We start from the raw sequence: 19,562 nt of genomic DNA on the forward strand, positions 1-19,562 counted from the left end.
ATCGATCTTTGAAATTTTTGTTTTTACCATGAAAAAGGGCGACGGTCGAAACCGTCGCCCGGAAGCTTCAGGAACTCAGAACTGCTTGGCGACAGACAGCCACCAGACCCTGCCATATGAATTGTGCAGGCTGGTAAAGTAACCGTTGCCCTCGTCGGCAAACGGCGGCTGCTTGTTGGCCACGTTGCGGACACCAAAACCAAGCGCCGTGCCGTCAAGGGCATTGCCGGTATCAGCGAAGCGATATTTGAAGGCCACATCAAAGGTGGTCCAGCTGTCCACATCCCAGTAGACGCGCTCCAGTTCCTCATCAATGGTGCCACTGTTGCCGCTATCGGCATCGGCATAGAGGGAGGTATCATAAACACTGCCCACATGTTTGACGGTCACCGTTGTTGTAAGGTCTTCATACATCCAGCTGATGCTGCCGCTTGCCCGCCATTCGGGATTGCCGTTACGACGCAGATAATCGGTTTCCACGTCACCGGCAGTCTGGGTGAACTTGCTCAGACGGCTCAGGTCGGCACGGAAGCGGAAGCTGCCGGCCTCTGTTTCGCCGGTACGGTATTCAATGGAGGCATCCCATCCTTCAACTTCGCGTTTGTCCGCATTGATATACTGGCTGATGACGTTGGTGGCGACACCGACGGCTGTGCGCTGGTCATCCGGGTTGGCCAGGTTCCAGGCATCAAACAAAGCCTGATCCTCGGCGGTGACGGCGGCGCGGATCACATTGGGGTTGGTGCCGGTCAGGGCCTCAACCTCGAACTGATAATCCGCATCCAGGATAACGACCACATTTTCCTGCTCAATCTTCCACCAGTCGAAAGTCATGCGCAGGCCGTCGAGGGCGCCGGTCGGCTCAAATACCGCACCCAGGGTGACGGTATCCGTATGTTCGGGCTTCAGCTCGCTATTCCCCAGGCGGGTGGTAATGCGATATAGATCGCCGGTATCGATATCCAGATCGGTGACGTCTGCGCGCAATGGGTCTTCCACACCAAGAGAGCGGCGAATGATATCACCCTGGTTCATCTGCGGCAGGTTCGGTGCGCGGAAGCCTTTGGCATAAGAGCCGCGGAAGCTGAAGCTTTCCACCGGTGCATAGCGGAAGCCGAATTTCGGCTTGAAGGTGTCACCGGCATCTGAGAAATGTTCATAGCGAGCTGCAATCTGGAATTCCAGCGCGGTCATGCCGAAAGTGGCGTTGGGTTCGCCGACAAAAGGCAGAACCACCTCACCATAACCGGAAAAGACATTGCGGTTGGCGGAAGAGTCTGTAGTGGCGGAGACCCCGACCACATCACTTTCGTCGAAGAGGTCACCGTAGCTGTAGGGCTGGCTGCCGTCCTGACGTGGATCGCGATCGTCCTGATAGGACTCACGACGCCATTCAATGCCGAGGGCGGTCCCCACGTCACCACCGGGCAGGCTAAAGAGCCTGTCCCTTGTCAGCTTCATATCCCAGCTGGCAAGCGTTGTTTTGGATTTCTGTACTGTGGAAATGCGGATGCTCTCCAGAACGGCTTCAGAGTTGGCGCCCGGTCCGCCGAACACGTTAAAGGCGTCTTCTGTTGTCAGTGCCAGGGCGGCAGAGAGCAGATTCTTGGATTGACGATTAAACTCTTCGTCATCAGCTGTTGCCTCTGAATAGATAAAGGCGCTTTCCCAGTCCCAGCCCTGGAAGTCGCCGCGTACGCCGGCCATCACCCGGAAGGCATCCTGGTTGACCTCGATGATACGCGGACCCAGTTCAAGCGGACGATACCGGGTCAAGAGAACATCGGAACCTGCCAGATCCGGATTGGCAGCGGCGGCCTGCTGCAGATAATAATTTTCTTCCGGAATGATAATATAGGCCAGGCCGCTGTCCAGAGGGCTGGCGGCGCGCTGGGTTGTGGACTTGGAGTTGTAGTAGAAGGCATCGGCAAACAGTTCAATGCCGTTGTCAAACTCATGGGTCAGGTTGACCATGGCATTGAAACGGTCCACTTCCGGGGTAATCCAGACGTCTTCGTTATAGTCATAGCGTTCGCTGCCGCTGCCGGAGGAAGTCGTTCCGTCCGGATTGACATGATAGGTTCCTGTGGGTTCCCAGGTTCCCTGAGCGTTCAGGCTGCCGGTCGTGAAGACAGAATAAGGGGTCGTGGAGGAGTCATTCCGCAACTGGCTGTCACCCTGCCATTCATTCGGAATCTCGTCATGCTCGCGGCGATCCAGTTCCGCATAGAGACTGTCCAGTTCGGTAATCGCCACGCCGGAGCGTTTGTAATAGGTGCCGAAGACACCGATTTTGGTCTTGTCGTCATTGAGCGACCAGCCGCCGCGGGCGGTCAGGGTCAGTTCGTCATAGCCGGTGTTCTCGGAAAAACCATACTTGCCGGACAACATGATGCCGTCATAGCTGGTATAGGGCACCAGGTTGACCACACCGCCGGTGGCGTCAGCCCCATAAAGGGCGGAGGCACCGTCACGCAGTACCTCGACCCGCTGAATGGCGGAGGACGGGACGCTGTTCACATTGTAGAAGGTGGTCGGCACGTCATTGATGTTCTGGAATGTGGGATGGACCACCATGCGACGGCCGTTGATAAGGGTCAGGGTATTGCCGGAGCCGAGGCTGCGCATATTGACACCGGCCACATCGCCACGCGCACCGTTGGTGCCGGTATTGGCGTCCTGGAATTCAAAATCGCCGATGGCCGGAATATAGGACAGGATATCCTGCATGTTGGTGGCGCCGACGGCCTCAATCTGTGCGTTACCCATAACGGTAACCGGCAGGGCGGCCTCGGACAGGCCCTTGATGCGGGTCCCGACCACAACCACTTCCTCGAATTCGAGAGATTCATCGGTGGCGGCTTCCTGTGCACCGGCAACAGCAGCCGTCATCATGACGGATGTGGATGCCAGTAGCAATGACTTCAGGGATTTATTCAAGATGGTATGCATGTTTTCCTCCCATCCCGTGCACGGGATGTAATGTGTGGGTTTTGTTTATGTCCCTCTATGAACCGGACTCATGTCTCATGGTCATGAGTCGAAAATAGCTAAACCCAAATCCGAAAATGGATCAATGATATTTAACATTCCATAGACTGAAGTTATATTTCTATTGAGGAAACAAATGAGCAATCCGGGGCTCCTTTTTCCTGCGCCGCTCAGGCCACTTCCTTGATGGCGGAAACCACACAATCCACAAAGTAACGCATAGGGTAGGACAGGTTCCTTTTTTGTGAGAAGACGGCGGTGACTGGCAGGGTTGGCTTGTTCTCCAGGGGGAAGGTTGCAATGCCGGGGTTTTGTTCTGATCTGGTCAGGTTATGGATGGCCAGGGCATCAAGGATGGCAAAGCCGATCTCGTTATGCACCAGGGAGGCGGCCATGTGATGATCGTGTACCCGGACCACATTATGCGGAGATACGCCGGCGGACAGAAACAAGGATCTCGCCCGTTGCCCCAGGGGCTCGTTTTCATAGAGTTCGACGCAGGGAAAATCGCGCAGAAGTTCCAGGTCCAACGGCTTGTTTTCTTTCGGTTTTACCGGCAGGCGCTCGAGCCATTTGACCGGCAAGGCGCAGTATATGGGCAGGTCTGCAATCTTGATGGAGCCAATGCCGTCCAGGTCGTCCTGACCGAAGGTGAAGCCCATGTGGTAGGACATGGGCCGCTCGTCCAGGTTGGACAGGATGACCGGCGAATGTTCAGAGGAAATATCGAAGGTGAAACGCTTGTGTTGCTTTTGGAACCGGGTAATGGCGACGGGCAGGACGCGTTGCGAAATAGCCGGGGTGGCGGCGACGCGGATATGTCCGGCCGCCCCCTCCTTGAGCCTGCCGCACAGCCGTTCGATGGCGACAAGGGAATCATGGGCCCGGTTGACCTCTTCAAAGAGGATGCGGGCCTCTGCCGTCGGGGTCAGCCTGCCGCCGGTTCTGTCAAACAGCGGAAAGCCGATTTCCTGCTCCGTCTGCTGTATGGAAGAGGTCACGGAAGGCTGTGAAACCCTCAGGCTTTTAGCGGCTTTTGTAACCGTGCCGCTGGTCATGACGGCATGAAAAACTTCAATCTGGCGGAAACGCATAGTCATACTCCTTGCCTGCTTTTGGATAGAGTATAACCATAGATTATTAAAGTGGCAATATTTTGAATTTGACTAATACTAAAAAATACCTGAACAATGTGCCGAATTTGACTGCTGGAGAATAATTTATGGGTCAGGTCTTTTACAGGTCGCCAAAACATGCCTACCCCTGCGTGGCGCGGGGAGACGGCGTCTATCTTTATGACACTGAAGGCAGGGCCTATCTGGATGGCAGTGGCGGTGCCGCGGTCTCCTGTCTAGGACACGGCAATGCGGAAGTGATCGATGCCATTCGGGATCAGGTCGGCAAGGTGGCCTTTGCCCATACGGCCTTTTTTACCAACGAGCCCCAGGAACAGCTGGCGGCCATGCTGGCGGAACGGTTCGGGGAAAAGGATGCCCGGGTTTACTTCCTTTCCGGCGGGTCGGAAGCTAATGAAACCGCCATCAAGCTGGCGCGACAATACTGGTTTGCGCTTGGCCAAACGGAACGCAGTATCGTCATCAGCCGGGAGCAGAGCTATCATGGCAATACGCTGGGCGCGCTTTCGCTCAGCGGCAACCCCGGCAGGCGCATCACCTACGGGCCGATGCTGCATGACTGGCCCCGGATCGATCCCTGTTATGCCTACCGACACAGAAAGCCTGATGAAACAGAGCAGGCCTATGGCGAGCGCTGTGCGGATATCCTGGAGGCGGCCATTCTGAAGGCCGGACCGGAGAAAGTTGCGGCCTTCATCGCCGAGCCGGTTGTGGGAGCGACGCTTGGCGTGGTGCCTGCAGCAGAGGGCTATTTCCGCCGCATACGGGAAATCTGCGACAAATATGACGTGCTGTTGATCCTTGATGAGGTGATGAGTGGTTGCGGCCGCACAGGCAGCTATTTCGCCTTTGAACAGGAGGGCATCCGCCCGGACATTATCTCAATTGCCAAGGGACTCGGCGCGGGGTATCAGCCTCTGGGCGCCACCATTTGCCGGGGCCATATCCACGACACCATTGTCGAAAGAAGTGGTTCTTTCGCGCATGGTCATACCTATGTGGGCCATCCCACGGCCTGCGCCGCCGGTGTCGCCGTAATGCAGGTGATCGAACGACAGGGGCTTCTCCAGCGGGTCATGGAGACCGGTGAAAAGATCCGCCTCGGCTTGCGTGAACGTTTTCAGGATTTTGCCCATGTGGGTGATGTGCGCGGGCGGGGCATGTTTATCGGTATTGAACTGGTTCTGGACAAGGGCAGCAAGGAACCGCCGTCTCCTGAGTTGAAACTGCCTGAAAAACTGAAAAATACGGCCATGGAAAAGGGGCTGATCTGTTATCCGGGCGGTGGTACAGCCGATGGCTGGAAAGGCGCGCACATCCTGCTGGCGCCGCCCTTTATCTATGAGGACCGGCATGTGGAGGAACTGATCGACAAACTGGATGATGTGATCCGCAGCCAGAGGTATGCTTGAACCATGACCGGCGATTTCAGGGCTTTTGCCCGTGAAAAAATTATGATCATGTCTGCGCCCAACGGGGCGCGGCGCACCCATGCGGATCATGCAGCCCTGCCGATGACTCCGATGGAGCTTGCCGACTGTGCGGAAAGAATACGGGATGCGGGGGCGTCAGTGCTGCATCTCCATGTCCGGGACGATGAGGGCAGGCACAGCCTGGACGCGGATCGTTACCGGACGGCCCTTGGTGCGATCCGGGAGCGGTTGGGGAACGATCTGGTTTTGCAGGTCACCACTGAAGCCGTGGGCATGTACAATCGTGACCAGCAGATGGCCCTGGTCCGTGATCTTCGACCCGAGGCGGTGTCCCTCGCTCTTCGCGAAATTTGTCCCACGGACGATGACCTGTCTGATGCCTCGGCTTTCTTTTCCTGGTGTGTTGCAGAACATATCTGGACCCAGTTTATTCTCTATGACCCCAAAGACCTGACACGCTTTGAAGAGATGCGTCGTCAGGGGGTATTCGGTCAGGATCATCCGTCGGCGCTTTTTGTCCTTGGCCGCTATGCGGCAGACCTGACCGGTGATCCGGCGGAGCTCGGCCTTTTTCTGGCGGCGGCCGGCGAGATTGGTTTTCCCTGGACCTGCTGCTGTTTCGGCAAGACCGAACTCGACGCCATGCAGAAGGCGGCAGACCTGGGCGGGCACGCTCGTCTCGGCTTCGAAAACAACCTGTTGATGGAGGACGGGACGATTGCCCCGGACAATGCCGCCCTGATTGAACAGTTGGTTTCCCGTCTGGGGCCGACCGGCAGGTTGCCGGCCCGCGCCGATGACATCAGGAATGCTTTTTTCCCCCTCTAATCTGTTCGAAGAGCATGGTTCCCTGTTCTTTTAGAGAAATCAGTTTATTCTGTATTAGTAAATAATTAACTATGGTTATACCATAACATAAGCTTGAGTTCATGTTCTGACAGATGCGAGAGTTATGAGTTTTTTAGTGGTGCAGGTGGGGAATCTCGGTAAAAGTTTCATTCTGTTCTCCGGCCGGAAGGCAGACGGAACAGGTCGAAAAGGCGCCGCGAGTCTCTAATCCGGCTGTCTGACTCATCGCTGGCCTGTTCAGGGTAATTGAGGACAACTTGCCGGGTCATGCCATAAGAGGCTTCTCAAGCCGTGTTACGCGGGCTAGACTGGGCAACCAGTTAACGTCAGAACACAAATCAAAATGGCAGAAATATCCAGCTTTTTTCAAGGCCTGCCCATGGTGCTGAACCTTCTCCTGTTCGGCATCTTTGCTGTAGTCATATGGATGACTGGAACACGCCTGTCCTATCTTGTGGATGCTCTGGCGGAACAAACCAAAATCGCCCGGGCCCTTATGGGGCTTGGTGTGCTTGCCATCATCACGGAACTCCCGGAAATGGTGACGACGATCACCGCATCCCTGGCTGGAAATGCCGAACTCGCGCTGAACAATATGTTCGGCGGGATCAGCATGCAGACGGCCATCCTTGCCGTGGCTGACATGTTTGTTCTACAGGCGGCCCTGACCAGTTTTCCCCGTAAGCCAACACCGGTGATTGAGGGCCTGTTTATCATCCTGATGCTGGCCGGTTTGCTGATTGTCTCCATGACAGGCGATGTGGAGCTCATTGGCGGCGTCGGCGTGGCCAGCATTCTGCTTGCCGGCCTCTATCTGCTCTCCATCTTTATCATTCAGAGGTTTGTCACCCGGGACGTCTGGAACCCGGTTGACCTGCCGAACCCCGAAGTGGAGGAGGGCGCTGGCCGCGACAACCGCTATGACAAGCTGCCCTTTCACAGTTTTGGCCTGGCGATTGCCCTGGCTGCCGGGATCATTCTTGTGGTCGGTGTGCTGCTCACGCATACGGCGGATGTTCTGGCGGAACAGACCGGTCTCGGCAGCAGCTTTATCGGGGTGACCCTGCTGGCGGCGACCACGTCCCTGCCGGAACTCAGCACCAGCATCGCCGCAGTGCGCATCCGCTCCTATACCATGGCCATTTCCAACATCCTCGGCAGCAATTTGATTATGGTGTTTCTGATCCTGCCCGCTGATATCTTTTACAGTGAGGGACCGATACTGGACCGGATCGACGCGTCGGCGGCGTTTGCCCTCGGGACCGGTATTGTGGTGTCAGCCATCTATTGCCTGGGTCTGCTAATCCGCCATCACAGAAAGATGTTCAGGATGGGACTGGACTCAATCCTGGTCCTTTTGGTTTATCTGGCCAGTCTGGTGGTTTTTTACCATCTGCGATAGAAGGACGGATCGCGGTTTTCCCGCGGCCGTTGTGGATGTTGCTCGGAATTTACCTACCAGCAAAGGTTGTATTATTAAAGAAAATTAATCACAGTAGTATAAAAGGCTGATATGCAAAAATGTTACATTGTTATTGCAAAGCACATACCTCTGGTGTACAACCCGGGCAAGTAAATAAAAATAGTCTTCTGGCATATAAAGTCAGAAACGGGGATATTTTTAAATAATAAATAGTTGGAAACGTCTTTCTTTTTCACATGTTTTGAAAAGAAAAACCTAGGTCATTTTCCTGGGGTTGTTCTGTCGTGCCATCAGGCACGTCACGTAACAGCGGGGCAATTTCAGGAGCTACCCGTATTCCGGCAATAGTATCTGTACGGGGTGTGCCGGAATCATTCAATTGCGTAACTGATTTCATGAAATATAGTCGGAGGATAAAATAACATGAAACTTACCAGAAAATTTATAGCACTTGCAGGTACTGCAGCAGTCACAGGTATGATGATGAATGCCGTGGTGGTTGCACAGGAAAGCAATGAAGTGCTGGAGGAAATCACCGTTACCGCAACAAAAAGGGCATCAACGATCCAGGACGTGCCCTTTTCCATCAATGCCCTGACCGGGGCGGATATCCAGCGCACCGGTTCCCAGAATCTTGAGGATGTGGCCCGCAATGTGGCCGGCCTGATGATCCAGAACCTGGGCCCGGGACAGAGCCAGGTGGCGATCCGTGGGGTCTCTGCCGGACAGATTGTCCGCGACCAACCCGGTGTGAAGGAGCAGGTGGGAGTTTATCTGGATGAATCCGTGATCTCCCTGTCCCTGTTTACCCCGGACCTGGATCTTTATGACCTGAACCGTGTCGAGGTTCTGCGTGGCCCGCAGGGTACCCTGTTCGGGTCCGGTTCTGTTGGCGGGACCATCCGTTATATTACCAGCCAGCCAAACCTGGAGGGTTTTGAAGGTACCGCTGAAGGTGAGCTGAATGTCATCGATGGTGGCGGTGTCGGCGGTCACGTCAAAGGCATGGTCAATGCGCCCATTGCCGAAGACAAGGCAGCCATCCGTGTTGTTGGTTATCACACAGAATATGGCGGCTATATTGATGCCCTGCGTGAAGGCGGCAGCATTGATGAGAATGTCAACAGCGGCAGCCGTACCGGTGGTCGTATCGCCCTGCGCTTTGAGCCCAGTGAGACATGGGCCATTACCCCGCGCGTGATTTACCAGAAGATTGACATGGACGGCTTTAACCGTCAGGAAGTCTTTAACCTCTATGCCAACCCCTTCACCACCACCCGTCCGGCGGTGACTTTCAACGAGCGTCAGCAGTTCCTGCTTCTGCGCGAGGCATTCGAGGACGAAACCCTGATTGCCGATGCGACCATCGAAGCCAGCTTTGATGGTTTTGATGTGACATCCGTTACCAGCTACACAGACCGCGAAATTCTGGTCAGTCGTGACGCCAGTGCCCTGACAGGCAGTGTATCTATTGACCTGGGGTATCCGGATGCGGCTGTTATGCTGCCGTCCAACCTGCGGGATACTACCGAGGTGGAACAGATCACCCAGGAAGTCCGCCTGAGCTCCAACAACGACAGCTTCTTCCAGTGGGTCGTCGGCGCCTTCTATGCCAACACCGACCGTGGCTATGAACAGTTCCTGCCAACCCCGGGGTATGACGCCTATACGGATGCCGTTCTGGGTGCCGGGACTGCGGCCGCGACTTCTGCGGGGGTTGGTCCGGCTGATTCTCCCTACTATTCGACACTGGACTATACCTTGGAGCAGACGGCCGTATTTGGTGAAGTCAGTTTCGACGCTACCGAGCGTTTTCAGATAACAATTGGTGGCCGCTACTACGATTATAACGAAGATCGTACAGCGACAATCGTTGGCTTGTTCGGCAGCGGCATTGTTGGTCAGAAAGACAGTACATCATCCGATGGTTTCTCTCCGCGTGTCTTGCTCAGCTATGATGCCAGCGATACCTGGACCCTGAATGCCCAGGTCTCCAAAGGTTTCCGCCTTGGCGGGGTCAACGATCCGCTGAATACACCGCTTTGTTCCGCACAGGATCTCGAGATATTTGGCGACTTCCAGGATTATAGTGACGAGACAACCTGGAACTATGAAGCCGGTGCGAAAATGAAAACGGATAATATGTCCCTGAATGCCGCCGTATTCTATACCAAAATCAATAACCTGCAGGTCACGCTGGACGCCGGATCCTGTTCGTCCAGGATTTCTTTCAACGTGCCTGATGCCTACACTATGGGCCTTGAAGGTGAGTTCAAGTTCCGGCCGACCGAAGGTCTGGACCTGTCCGTCGCCACCAGCCTTGTGGAATCACGGTTTGATTCTACTGTGAGGGATGGCACCGGTACGGTCCTCGGCGGTGTGCGGGACGGCAACCGTCTGGCGTCCACACCGGAGTTCAACTTTGCGGCGACGGCTACTTACTACTTCCCGCTGGAATCCGTGAGCGATGGCGCTGAAGGTTATGTGTCCGCAACTTTCCAGCATCGCGGCACCATCTTTACCCAGCCGTCTGACCAGGAACCGGGTGCCGGTACATTCGTATCCGGCCTGCCGTTCGGTGGTGCAACGGGTACGGATGCAACAATTGTGGACCTGGAACTGGACAGCTATCAGACGGTTAACCTGAGCGCTGGCCTGGTCATGGAGACCTGGGAACTGGTCGCTTATGTGAACAACGTTCTGGATGAAAACGCCAACCTGTCCTTTGACCGCGAACGTGGCGGCCGGGCCCGTCTTGGCTTCCGCACCAACCAGCCGCGGACATTCGGCCTGACAGCTCGCGCTAAATTCTAAGCGAGAACTGATTTACCAAAACCATAGTCAGGAGATGCGATTTTCGCATCTCCTTTTTTATGGTCTTTTTACGGGAGAGCCGCGATATAGCAGCTTGAATATTTCGTTGAGCAGGATCAGGCCCAAAGCCAGTCCCAGGAGTTCGAACCAGGTCACCAGTGAAATAGGCGCGATATCCAGAATCTTTTGAGTGACCGGGAAATGCATGGCTGTCCCATGCAGAATCTGGGTCAGGAACACAGCACCGATCACCCACCAGTTCGCCGTGAAGGGCGTTTTAAAGACCGACCGGGTTTCGCTGCGGGAATTGAGGACATGGGCGTTCTCGAACAGGATCATGGTCAGCAGGGTCAGGTTACGGGCTTCAAACTCGCTCAGGCCAAGATAGGTAAAGGAAAACCAGAAGACCCCGCAGGCGGCAATACCGATATAGAGACCGTGAACGCCGATCTGTCTGAGCATACGGTGATTAAAAATGCCCTCGGTCGTGGGACGTGGAGGCTGCTGCATCAGGCCGGGTTCCCCTTTTTCCACGGCCAGGGCCACATCCTGGATGCCGTTGGAAACCAGGTTGAGCCAGAGAAGCTGGACGGCGGTCAGGGGCAGGGGCAGTCCCAGCATCAGGCTGAGAAAGAACAGGATGACTTCCCCGAGGCCGGTGGTGAGCAGGAGATTGATCACCTTGCGCACATTGGCATAGGCAACCCGTCCTTCCTCAATGCCGTCGACGATGGAGGCAAAATTGTCGTCGGTAATAATCAGGTCGGAGGCATTTCGGGCCATGTCTGTGCCGCCCAGTCCCATGGCCACACCGATATGCGCGTCCCTCAGGGCCGGGGCATCATTGACTCCGTCTCCGGTGACAGCAACGAAATGTCCGGCTTCCATGGCAATCTTGACGATTTCCCTTTTCTGCAGAGGTTCCACTCGCGCGAAGACCTTGGCTTTCAGGATCTTTTCCTGTAACCGGGCACTGTCATTTGCCAGCGCTTTTAGCTCGTCACCGGTGACAACTTCCTGCATTGAGGTGGCAATACCCAGTTCCCGGCTGATCGCCAGCGCCGTTTCCGGGTGATCCCCGGTCACCATACGTACATCAACCCCGGCCCCCCGGCAGCGAGCCACGGCGTCGGGAACTTCAGGGCGGACCGGGTCTATCAAGCCGACAAGGGCGATAAATTGAAGTCCCTTGAGGTTGTCAGCTTCCTGTCCGTCGACTTTGCCGCCGGCAATGGCCAGAACCCGGTATCCTTCTGCCGCCATACGCTCGGCCTGAGTGAGCCAGGTGCCGTGATCCGGGGTGCAGACCTTTGCCAGTGCCTCAGGGGCGCCCTTTACGGCAGCCAGGGTCTGGCTGCCGAATTTGTGGAAAGTGGCAGCATATCGACGCTGGGCATCAAAGGGGATAGAGGCTGTTTTTTCAAAATGCCGGAGCAGGGCTTTTTGGCGCAGGCCCACTTTCTGGGCGAAACGTATGAAGGCCACATCAACGCTGTCACCGGTCAGGGGTTCTGTGTCTTCCACGGTGTCGTTGCATAAGGCGGCAACAGCGCCGGCCCGCCAAAGAGGAGATCGATCCTTTCTGTCCACCTCTTCTCCAGTCAGGTCATAGGAGGTGCCATTGGCGAGCCAGACCGTTGTCACGCTCAGCCGGTTCTGGGTCAGGGTGCCGGTTTTATCGCTGAGAATCAGGCTGCAGGCGCCAAGTCCTTCCGCTGCCGGCATCTGCCGGATAATGACATTCTTGCGGGCCATGCGGTGCATGCCCGCGGCCAGGGCAACTGTGACCGCAACCGGAAGGCCTTCGGGCACGGCGGCGACGGCAAGGGCGACCACCAGCATGAAAATGGAGACCAGGGTTTCTCCTTCAAAATACAGATATCCGCCCAGCCCCAGCATCACGAGAACGGTAAAAATCATCAGGCGCCTGGAAAACCTTTCCATGTGTTCGATCAGGGGCGGACGGGCTGCTTCCTTGACGGTCAGGGCCTCGGCGATATTGCCGAGAGCTGTTTGCATGCCGATAGCCACGACAACGCCTGTCCCGGCTCCTGTTTCAAGTTCGCTCCCCGCATGCAGCATATTGGTCCGATCACCCAGAACAAGTTTTTCGGGCAGGGTTAGTTCGGGGGTTTTGGCGACGGGAAGTGACTCGCCGGTCAAAAGGGATTCATTGGCCTTCAGTTCATGGCCCGTCAGAATCCGGATATCTGCGGCGATTTTTTGGCCGGCTTCCAGTTTTGTGATGTCGCCGGGGACCAGCTGGATGCTGTCTACTGTTTGCCAGTGGCCATCGCGGAGAACCGGGGTGCGAGTGCGTACCAGGCTTTGCAGTGCCTTGGCGCTTTCCTCCGCGCGCCATTCCTGAAAGGTGCCAATGAGGGCATTGAAGGCGAGAACGCCAAAAATAAAATAGGAATCGACCCGTTCGCCGATCACATAAGCCAGCAGGGCAGCGATCAAAAGCAGATACACCAGCGGATTTAAAAACTGACTGAGGATGATCTGCCACAGATGCTTGCCCTTGCCTTCCGGCAACTGGTTTGGTCCATAGGTCTGGCGCAGTATTTCGACCTGATCGCCGGTAAGGCCCGCATTGCTGGATTTCAGGCGTTCCAGGACGTCCTGTTCGCTGATGGCGTGCCAGGAAGGGGTGTTTGCTTTATCTGCAAGATCTGTGCTGATATCCATGGGAGGGACGCTGACAATATCCGGAGTTGAAAGTAACTAGCTGAATATCCTTTTGATATAATCCCGGTAAAACAGCACCTGTTTGGGCAGCATCCGGGAATCATTCAGGACCTTTGACATGACAATCCCACCTTCCACCAAGGTTGTAAAGAGGTCTGCGAGCCCCTCCAGATCGATCTCTTCCTGCGGCGGATAGACCTCGGCGATAATTTCGAGTTTTTTCAGGAATATTTCGCGCCAGACCAGAACGCCCCTGGCATTGAGTTGCTTTATCTCCTCGCTGAAAAGCTGTTCCTGGTAACAGAAAGAAGCCACAAGGCAGCCCGGATGGGTGGTGTCGAGATTTTCCAGCATTTCCGCCAGCAGTTTGATCATGATCAGATAGCTGTGCAGGGGGTCATCGCTGAGTTCGTCCGCCCGCGCCATCAATTCCGTAAAAATCTGATCGTCCCGCTCAAGATATCGAAGAAGGAGGTGTCGGGCGAGTTCGTTCTTGTCCTTGAAATGATAGAAAAAGCCACTTTTTGTGATTTCTGCCGCGGCGATCAGTTCCTCGATCGAGGTGGCATGAAAGCCTTTTTGCAGAATGGCGGCTTCTGCAAGGTCCAGTATTTTTTCCTTTGTCTGGTGGCCTCTGCCCATATTTCTCTCCGGGAACTGTACCTATAGTACAGTTTTTTCGACTTTTCAGGGAGAAGTTATATATCGAAAACATGTCATTGTCATGTAAGGCGCTGTAAAATAACCGGGAAAAAATAATTGCCGCAACCCTACCATGAGTGCACTGGTCCCGGATGGCCTCTCCTGACATAAGAGGGGCACTAAAAATAACATATGAAAACGGGATATAACTGACACAAAGGAGAGTGTTTTGGGCAAATACAGCCATAACCTGCCCCAGATGGAGGGGGGTCTGTTTCTGACCGACGGGGGGCTTGAAACCACATTGATTTTCGACAATGGTTTTGACCTGCCGGAATTTGCCGCCTTTCCGCTTCTGGATACGGAAGAAGGATTTCGGGCGCTTTACAATTATTATCTGAACTATGTACAGATCGCCTGTGACAATGGCATGGGCTTTGTACTGGAAAGTCCCACCTACAAGGCCAGCCCCAACTGGGCGCGCGCCCTGGGTGTTTCCGATGACGACCTGCGCCGTCTCAACCATAAAAGCATCGAGATGCTGAAAAACATCCGGGAAAAATTTGAAACGCCGGAAAGCCGCTTTGTGATCAGCGGCAATCTCGGCCCGGCCGGGGATGGCTATAACCCTGATCAGTTGCTGAGTGTGCAGCAGGCTCGGGAGTACCACAGCGTCCAGATTGGCCATATGGCCGAAGTCGGGGTGGACATGGTCGCCGCTTTCACCCTGACCCATGCAGAGGAAGCCGCCGGCGTCGTACTGGCCGCCCGGGATCACGATTTGCCCGTGGCCATCAGTTTCACCCTGGAGACCGACGGGCGTCTGCCGTCCGGCCAGTCCCTCAGGGAAGCCATCGAATATGTGGACAGCAAAACCGGAAACGGTCCTGCCTATTACATGATCAACTGCGCTCACCCGACCCATTTCGATTTTATTCTCGAAGGCGGGCCCTGGCTTGATCGTATCCGGGGGCTCAGGACCAATGCCTCGACCAAGAGCCATGAAGAGCTGGAGGCCAGTGAGGAGCTTGATGCCGGGGATCCGCAGGATTTGGGTGTTCGGCATGTGGACCTGAAAGACCGGCTTTCAAATCTTGCCGTGGTGGGGGGATGTTGCGGTACCGATCATCGCCATGTGGCAGAAATTTGTCGTAATCTTCAGGGGTAAACGACCCCTCCCTACTACCCTGAAGAGCCTGTCGCAGTTCGCTGCGACAGGTTTTCTTATGGCGGGCCAGACTGTATTGTAAAAGATATTTTACTTTTTATGTAAAAAATGTTTGACATTTTCCGATTATATCCCCATTTATGTAAAAGATATTTTACATGAGAAGGGATTGAAATGACCAACACAGAGAAACAGAGCCTGGTAACGCTGATTGGCACAGGCATCGTTTTTTACCTTCTATTGGCCCGCATGCTTTCCGGTGGCCAGATTGTGGATTATGAGATGAAGGAGCTGTTCTTTATCTATGGCCAGCTCGTCACCTCTGCAGTGGTTCTAATCGTGGTTGGCACAGTGGTCTTTCGGATTGTTCAGACCATCCTGGAGCAGCGATCCGCGGAGAGTGAAGAACTGGAACTGGATGAACGGGACATCGCCATTTCCGCCCGTGCCAATCGGAACGAGGTGATCTTTTATGGCCTGGCCATTAATATCCTGATCATCTGCCAGTTCCTGGCCGCCTATTTTCCAGACAATACCCCGGCGATATTGACTGTCAGCACTTCGGCGGACCTGGTCTTTATGCTGTTCAGCATGCTGGTGGTGGCCACTATGGTCAAGGAAGTTTCCCGCTTGATTTATTATCGTCTGTGAGGGTGCCATGACCAAGGGACAGGTGAAAAACTGCATCCGTGAGCTCAGGACCGGAGTGCAGAAAATGACCCAGCAGGAACTGGCCTCCCGGGTCGGGGCCACGCGCCAGACCATCAACGCCATAGAGGCCGGCAAATACGCCCCGTCGCTTGAGCTGGCTTTTCGTATAGTACGGGAGTTCGACCTTCCGTTCGAAGAGGTTTTCCATTTTGAAATGTAATAACGGACCGGCCCGTCAATGGGTGTGGTTAGTCAAGTGAAAGGTGCGGTTTGGCGCACCTTTTTTATGCAGATTCAGGCTAGTACTTTTTTTTTGTGTAAAATGACATATATAAATTATATAAGTCACAATAAAGCGAGAGCCACCATGAATGAGATCCATGTTGAGGAACCGATCAGCCGTGTGCGCATCATTCCTGACCCCCCTACAGCAAGCAGAAAAAGACCCTTATGGAGAAGATCAGATGAAACCCGAGGCAAAGGCTTTCTTCGACGAATTTACCTATACGGTCAGTTACGTGATCAGCGATCCGAAAACGTCAAAATGCGCCATTGTGGATTCCGTGCTGGACTATAATCCCAATTCCTCCCGCACCAGCACGAAGGCTGCAGACGAGATTGTCGAGTATGTCCGCGCACAGGGGCTTGAGGTGGAATGGATCCTGGAGACCCACGTCCATGCGGATCACCTGTCGGCGGCGCCGTACCTTAAGGAAAAGGTTGGTGGCAAACTTGCCATCGGTTCCCATATTCTGATTGTACAGGAAACTTTCGGTAAACTGTTCAATGCGGGCAGCGAGTTTGAACGCGACGGCAGCCAGTTTGATGTGCTCTTCGAGGACGGTGCTACCTTTAACATTGGCTCCCTGGTCGCCACGGCCATCCACACCCCGGGCCATACCCCGGCCTGTATGACCTATGTGATCGGTGATGCGGCCTTTGTCGGCGATACCTTGTTTATGCCGGATTACGGGACCGCCCGGGCCGATTTCCCCGGGGGCGACGCGAGAACCCTGTACAGGTCGATCCAGAAGATCTTCGCCTTGCCTGGCGAAACCCGGTTGTTCATGTGTCATGACTATAAGGCGCCGGGCCGGGACGAATACCTGTGGGAAACAACGGTGGCTGAGGAAAAGGCCGCCAATGTTCATGTTCATGAGGGGATAACCGAGGATGAATTTGTGAATATGCGGACTGCGCGGGACAAGACCCTGGACATGCCGCGGTTGATCCTGCCCTCGGTGCAGGTGAACATGCGGGCGGGCGAGTTACCGCCGACGGAGGACAATGGTATCCGCTACCTGAAGATTCCGGTGGATGCGGTGTAAAGCGGGTATAATCAAACCATGATATTGAATTTTTTGCGGCTGCTGCCGTTCTGGAGAAAAGCAATGAGTATCAAGAAACTGAATGAAAAAGTGGCTGTCAGCCCCCAGCTCACCGTCGCCGATATCGAGGCGGCGGCGGCACAAGGGTATCACACCGTGATCAATAACCGTCCCGATCAGGAAGGGCCCGGCCAGCCGTCATCCGACGAACTGAAGACGGCGGCGGAAAAGCACGGTATGAACTATTATCATATTCCCGTGGTGCCGGGTCAGATTTCCGATGACCAGGTGGCGGAGTTCGACAAGGCTGTTGAAGGCTGCAGCGGCCCGGTGCTGGCCTTCTGCAAATCCGGCACCCGGGCGGCTTGTCTTTGGGCTTTGTCCGAAGCGGCAAAACAGGACCCGGAAGCTATTCTCAACGCCTGCAGTACTGCAGGATATGACCTGTCAGGTCTGGCGCCCCGCATTCGCGCCTGTGCCGGTCCCGAATGTAAGGATAATTAGGCAATCCCGGGATCCCTGACATGACCGGCCTGCGCCGATATTTTCCGATCCTGGACTGGGGTCGCAGCTACAGCCGCGGCCTTCTGATCGACGACCTTATGGCCGCCGTCATTGTCACCATCATGCTGATCCCCCAGTCTCTGGCCTATGCCCTGCTGGCCGGTTTGCCGCCTGAAGTGGGGCTTTACGCCAGTATCCTGCCGCTTGTGGCCTACGCCCTGTTCGGCACCAGCCGGGCGCTGGCGGTGGGGCCGGTGGCGGTGGTCTCGCTGATGACGGCGACGGCAGTTGGCCGGATTGCCCAGACCGGTACGCCGGAATATCTGACAGCGGCGCTGACGCTGGCTTTTATCTCGGGACTTTTTCTGATTATCCTCGGGCTGTTCCGGGCCGGGTTTCTCGCCAATTTCCTCAGCCACCCTGTCATTTCCGGTTTTATTACCGCGTCCGGGATTATCATCGCCGCAAGCCAGCTCAAACATATTTTCGGCATTCCAGCCTCCGGCCATAACCTGCTGGAAATAGCTCTCTCGCTTGCCGAGCATCTGAAGAGCCTCAACGTCTTTACGGTGGCCGTCGGGGTGAGTGCGACCCTGTTCCTGTTTTGGGTGCGCAAGGGGCTCAAACCCCTGTTGATGCGTGTTGGGATTGGTGAACGTCTGGCGGGACAGTTGGCCAAGGCAGGCCCCATCGGCGCCGTGGCCCTGTCTATTCTGGCGGTACTGGTTTTTGGTCTCGGGGAAAGAGGCGTGGCCATTGTCGGGGATATTCCCACTGGCCTGCCGCCCCTGACCCTGCCGCATTTTGATATGGACCTGTGGAGCAGTCTGGTCGGATCGGCCGTGCTGATCAGCATTATCGGTTTTGTGGAATCCGTATCCGTCGCCCAGACCCTGGCCGCCAAGCGCCGTCAGCGCATTGATGCAGACCAGGAACTGATCGGGCTTGGTGCCGCCAATGTAGCCGCCGGGGTTTCCGGGGGCTATCCGGTGACCGGCGGTTTCGCCCGCTCGGTGGTCAATTTCGATGCCGGGGCCCGCACCCCGGCGGCAGGTGCCTTTACCGCTGTCGGAATCTGTCTGGCGGCTCTGTTTCTGACCCCGCTTCTGTATCACCTGCCCAAGGCAACCCTGGCGGCGACCATCATTGTAGCGGTTTTGTCGCTGGTGGATTTCCGCATGCTGGGCCAGACCTGGCGTTATTCCAAAAGCGATTTTCTCGCCATGCTGGCGACCATCCTCGGTACGCTGGGGTTCGGGGTCGAGGTTGGTGTAGTGCTGGGTGTCGGCCTTTCCATTCTGCTGTTTCTGTACCGGACCAGCCGGCCCCATTGCGCCATTGTCGGTCAGGTGCCGGGTACCGAACATTTCCGTAATGTGAACCGTCACCAGGTCTTGACCAGCAAGGAACTGGTGACGCTCCGGATTGATGAAAGCCTGTATTTCGCCAACGCCCGTTTTCTCGAAGATCGTATTTACGAGCTTGTGGCCGCGCAGCCGGAAATCCGCCATGTGGTCCTCATGTGCCCGGCGGTCAACGACATTGACGCCAGCGCCCTGGAAAGCCTGGAGGCGATCAATCACCTCTTGAAGGACGCCAGGGTGAAATTCCACCTGTCGGAGGTCAAGGGCCCGGTCATGGACCGCCTGAAACGTTCCCGTTTTCTTGACGATCTTACCGGCGAAGTGTTTCTTTCACAGTTTGACGCCATGCAGGCGCTGGCGCCGGAATTGGCGGAAATGGCGGCGCGATCCCTTAAAAACCGGGAAAACGAGGCCACCCGGAAACGAAGCGGATTTGATCCGTCGATTTGAATTTTGTGTAAAGTTTCGATTTTCCTTTAACTAAAACGGTCGTTTGAATATACTTCCCGGACAGAGGCGCGCCGCCATTGTGTGGCGTAAAGAAAATAATATTGCCCCACAGGGTGTT

The 19,562-nt window shown here is 55.4% G+C and carries 14 protein-coding genes; 10 read left to right on the forward strand and 4 right to left on the reverse strand.

All coding sequences use genetic code 11. The annotated features are described in order from the left end of the window. Positions 1-75 precede the first annotated feature (75 nt). The gene (locus ACN0YD_RS01375) at positions 76-2,952 is read right to left on the reverse strand and encodes a TonB-dependent receptor plug domain-containing protein (RefSeq protein WP_417316846.1); all 2,877 of its coding nucleotides are present in this window, start codon (positions 2,950-2,952) and stop codon (positions 76-78) included. Between the two features lie 209 nt (positions 2,953-3,161). Further along, positions 3,162-4,091 carry a LysR family transcriptional regulator gene (locus ACN0YD_RS01380; RefSeq protein ID WP_417316847.1) on the reverse strand — a complete coding sequence of 310 codons (930 nt, stop codon included), beginning with the start codon at positions 4,089-4,091 and terminating at the stop codon, positions 3,162-3,164. A gap of 122 nt (positions 4,092-4,213) precedes the next feature. On the opposite strand from ACN0YD_RS01380, the gene ACN0YD_RS01385 reads away from it, so the two are divergent. The 4 genes from ACN0YD_RS01385 to ACN0YD_RS01400 all read left to right on the forward strand — a co-directional run bounded on the left by ACN0YD_RS01385 (position 4,214) and on the right by ACN0YD_RS01400 (position 10,646). Continuing rightward, positions 4,214-5,539: an aspartate aminotransferase family protein gene (locus tag ACN0YD_RS01385; RefSeq protein ID WP_417316848.1), complete on the forward strand. Its 1,326-nt coding sequence runs from the start codon at positions 4,214-4,216 to the stop codon at positions 5,537-5,539. A 3-nt stretch (positions 5,540-5,542) separates the two neighbouring features. Further along, on the forward strand, positions 5,543-6,388 hold the full coding sequence (locus tag ACN0YD_RS01390) for a 3-keto-5-aminohexanoate cleavage protein (RefSeq protein WP_417316849.1): 846 nt from the start codon (positions 5,543-5,545) through the stop codon (positions 6,386-6,388). A 364-nt stretch (positions 6,389-6,752) separates the two neighbouring features. Continuing rightward, positions 6,753-7,811 (forward strand): sodium:calcium antiporter, encoded by a 1,059-nt coding sequence (locus ACN0YD_RS01395; RefSeq protein ID WP_417316850.1) that lies wholly within the window; start codon positions 6,753-6,755, stop codon positions 7,809-7,811. Between the two features lie 444 nt (positions 7,812-8,255). Continuing rightward, a complete protein-coding gene (locus tag ACN0YD_RS01400) occupies positions 8,256-10,646 on the forward strand; it encodes a TonB-dependent receptor (RefSeq protein WP_417316851.1) in 2,391 nt (796 codons plus the stop codon). A 57-nt stretch (positions 10,647-10,703) separates the two neighbouring features. On the opposite strand, the gene ACN0YD_RS01405 is transcribed toward ACN0YD_RS01400, so the two are convergent. After that, entirely contained in the window at positions 10,704-13,337 is a 2,634-nt protein-coding gene (locus ACN0YD_RS01405) for a cation-translocating P-type ATPase (protein WP_417316852.1), read from the reverse strand. A 36-nt stretch (positions 13,338-13,373) separates the two neighbouring features. Beyond that, positions 13,374-13,979: a TetR/AcrR family transcriptional regulator gene (locus ACN0YD_RS01410; RefSeq protein ID WP_417316853.1), complete on the reverse strand. Its 606-nt coding sequence runs from the start codon at positions 13,977-13,979 to the stop codon at positions 13,374-13,376. Between the two features lie 229 nt (positions 13,980-14,208). Between ACN0YD_RS01410 and ACN0YD_RS01415 the strand changes: the two genes are divergently transcribed. The 6 genes from ACN0YD_RS01415 (at position 14,209) to ACN0YD_RS01440 (ending at position 19,444) form a co-directional block, all read left to right on the forward strand. Beyond that, positions 14,209-15,147 carry a homocysteine S-methyltransferase family protein gene (locus ACN0YD_RS01415; protein ID WP_417316854.1) on the forward strand — a complete coding sequence of 313 codons (939 nt, stop codon included), beginning with the start codon at positions 14,209-14,211 and terminating at the stop codon, positions 15,145-15,147. A gap of 174 nt (positions 15,148-15,321) precedes the next feature. Beyond that, positions 15,322-15,798, forward strand: coding sequence for a hypothetical protein (locus ACN0YD_RS01420; RefSeq protein ID WP_417316855.1), 477 nt, complete (start codon positions 15,322-15,324; stop codon positions 15,796-15,798). Between the two features lie 7 nt (positions 15,799-15,805). Beyond that, entirely contained in the window at positions 15,806-16,018 is a 213-nt protein-coding gene (locus ACN0YD_RS01425; RefSeq protein WP_417316856.1) for a helix-turn-helix transcriptional regulator, read from the forward strand. Positions 16,019-16,262: 244 nt separating this feature from the next. Further along, positions 16,263-17,126 (forward strand): MBL fold metallo-hydrolase, encoded by an 864-nt coding sequence (locus ACN0YD_RS01430; RefSeq protein WP_417316857.1) that lies wholly within the window; start codon positions 16,263-16,265, stop codon positions 17,124-17,126. 63 nt (positions 17,127-17,189) lie between these two features. Then, a complete protein-coding gene (locus ACN0YD_RS01435) occupies positions 17,190-17,630 on the forward strand; it encodes a TIGR01244 family sulfur transferase (RefSeq protein WP_417316858.1) in 441 nt (146 codons plus the stop codon). 20 nt (positions 17,631-17,650) lie between these two features. After that, positions 17,651-19,444 (forward strand): SulP family inorganic anion transporter, encoded by a 1,794-nt coding sequence (locus ACN0YD_RS01440; protein WP_417316859.1) that lies wholly within the window; start codon positions 17,651-17,653, stop codon positions 19,442-19,444. The last annotated feature ends 118 nt before the right edge of the window (positions 19,445-19,562 follow it).

Origin of the sequence: Emcibacter sp. (assembly GCF_048269205.1) — a bacterium.
GTDB lineage: Bacteria > Pseudomonadota > Alphaproteobacteria > Sphingomonadales > Emcibacteraceae > Emcibacter.

Coding starts and splice junctions, on each gene's coding strand:
- ACN0YD_RS01375 (WP_417316846.1), bottom strand. CDS start 2,952: ATGCATACCATCTTGAATAAATCCCTGAAGTCATTGCTACTGGCATCC.
- ACN0YD_RS01380 (WP_417316847.1), bottom strand. CDS start 4,091: ATGACTATGCGTTTCCGCCAGATTGAAGTTTTTCATGCCGTCATGACC.
- ACN0YD_RS01385 (WP_417316848.1), top strand. CDS start 4,214: ATGGGTCAGGTCTTTTACAGGTCGCCAAAACATGCCTACCCCTGCGTG.
- ACN0YD_RS01390 (WP_417316849.1), top strand. CDS start 5,543: ATGACCGGCGATTTCAGGGCTTTTGCCCGTGAAAAAATTATGATCATG.
- ACN0YD_RS01395 (WP_417316850.1), top strand. CDS start 6,753: ATGGCAGAAATATCCAGCTTTTTTCAAGGCCTGCCCATGGTGCTGAAC.
- ACN0YD_RS01400 (WP_417316851.1), top strand. CDS start 8,256: ATGAAACTTACCAGAAAATTTATAGCACTTGCAGGTACTGCAGCAGTC.
- ACN0YD_RS01405 (WP_417316852.1), bottom strand. CDS start 13,337: ATGGATATCAGCACAGATCTTGCAGATAAAGCAAACACCCCTTCCTGG.
- ACN0YD_RS01410 (WP_417316853.1), bottom strand. CDS start 13,979: ATGGGCAGAGGCCACCAGACAAAGGAAAAAATACTGGACCTTGCAGAA.
- ACN0YD_RS01420 (WP_417316855.1), top strand. CDS start 15,322: ATGACCAACACAGAGAAACAGAGCCTGGTAACGCTGATTGGCACAGGC.
- ACN0YD_RS01425 (WP_417316856.1), top strand. CDS start 15,806: ATGACCAAGGGACAGGTGAAAAACTGCATCCGTGAGCTCAGGACCGGA.
- ACN0YD_RS01430 (WP_417316857.1), top strand. CDS start 16,263: ATGAAACCCGAGGCAAAGGCTTTCTTCGACGAATTTACCTATACGGTC.
- ACN0YD_RS01435 (WP_417316858.1), top strand. CDS start 17,190: ATGAGTATCAAGAAACTGAATGAAAAAGTGGCTGTCAGCCCCCAGCTC.
- ACN0YD_RS01440 (WP_417316859.1), top strand. CDS start 17,651: ATGACCGGCCTGCGCCGATATTTTCCGATCCTGGACTGGGGTCGCAGC.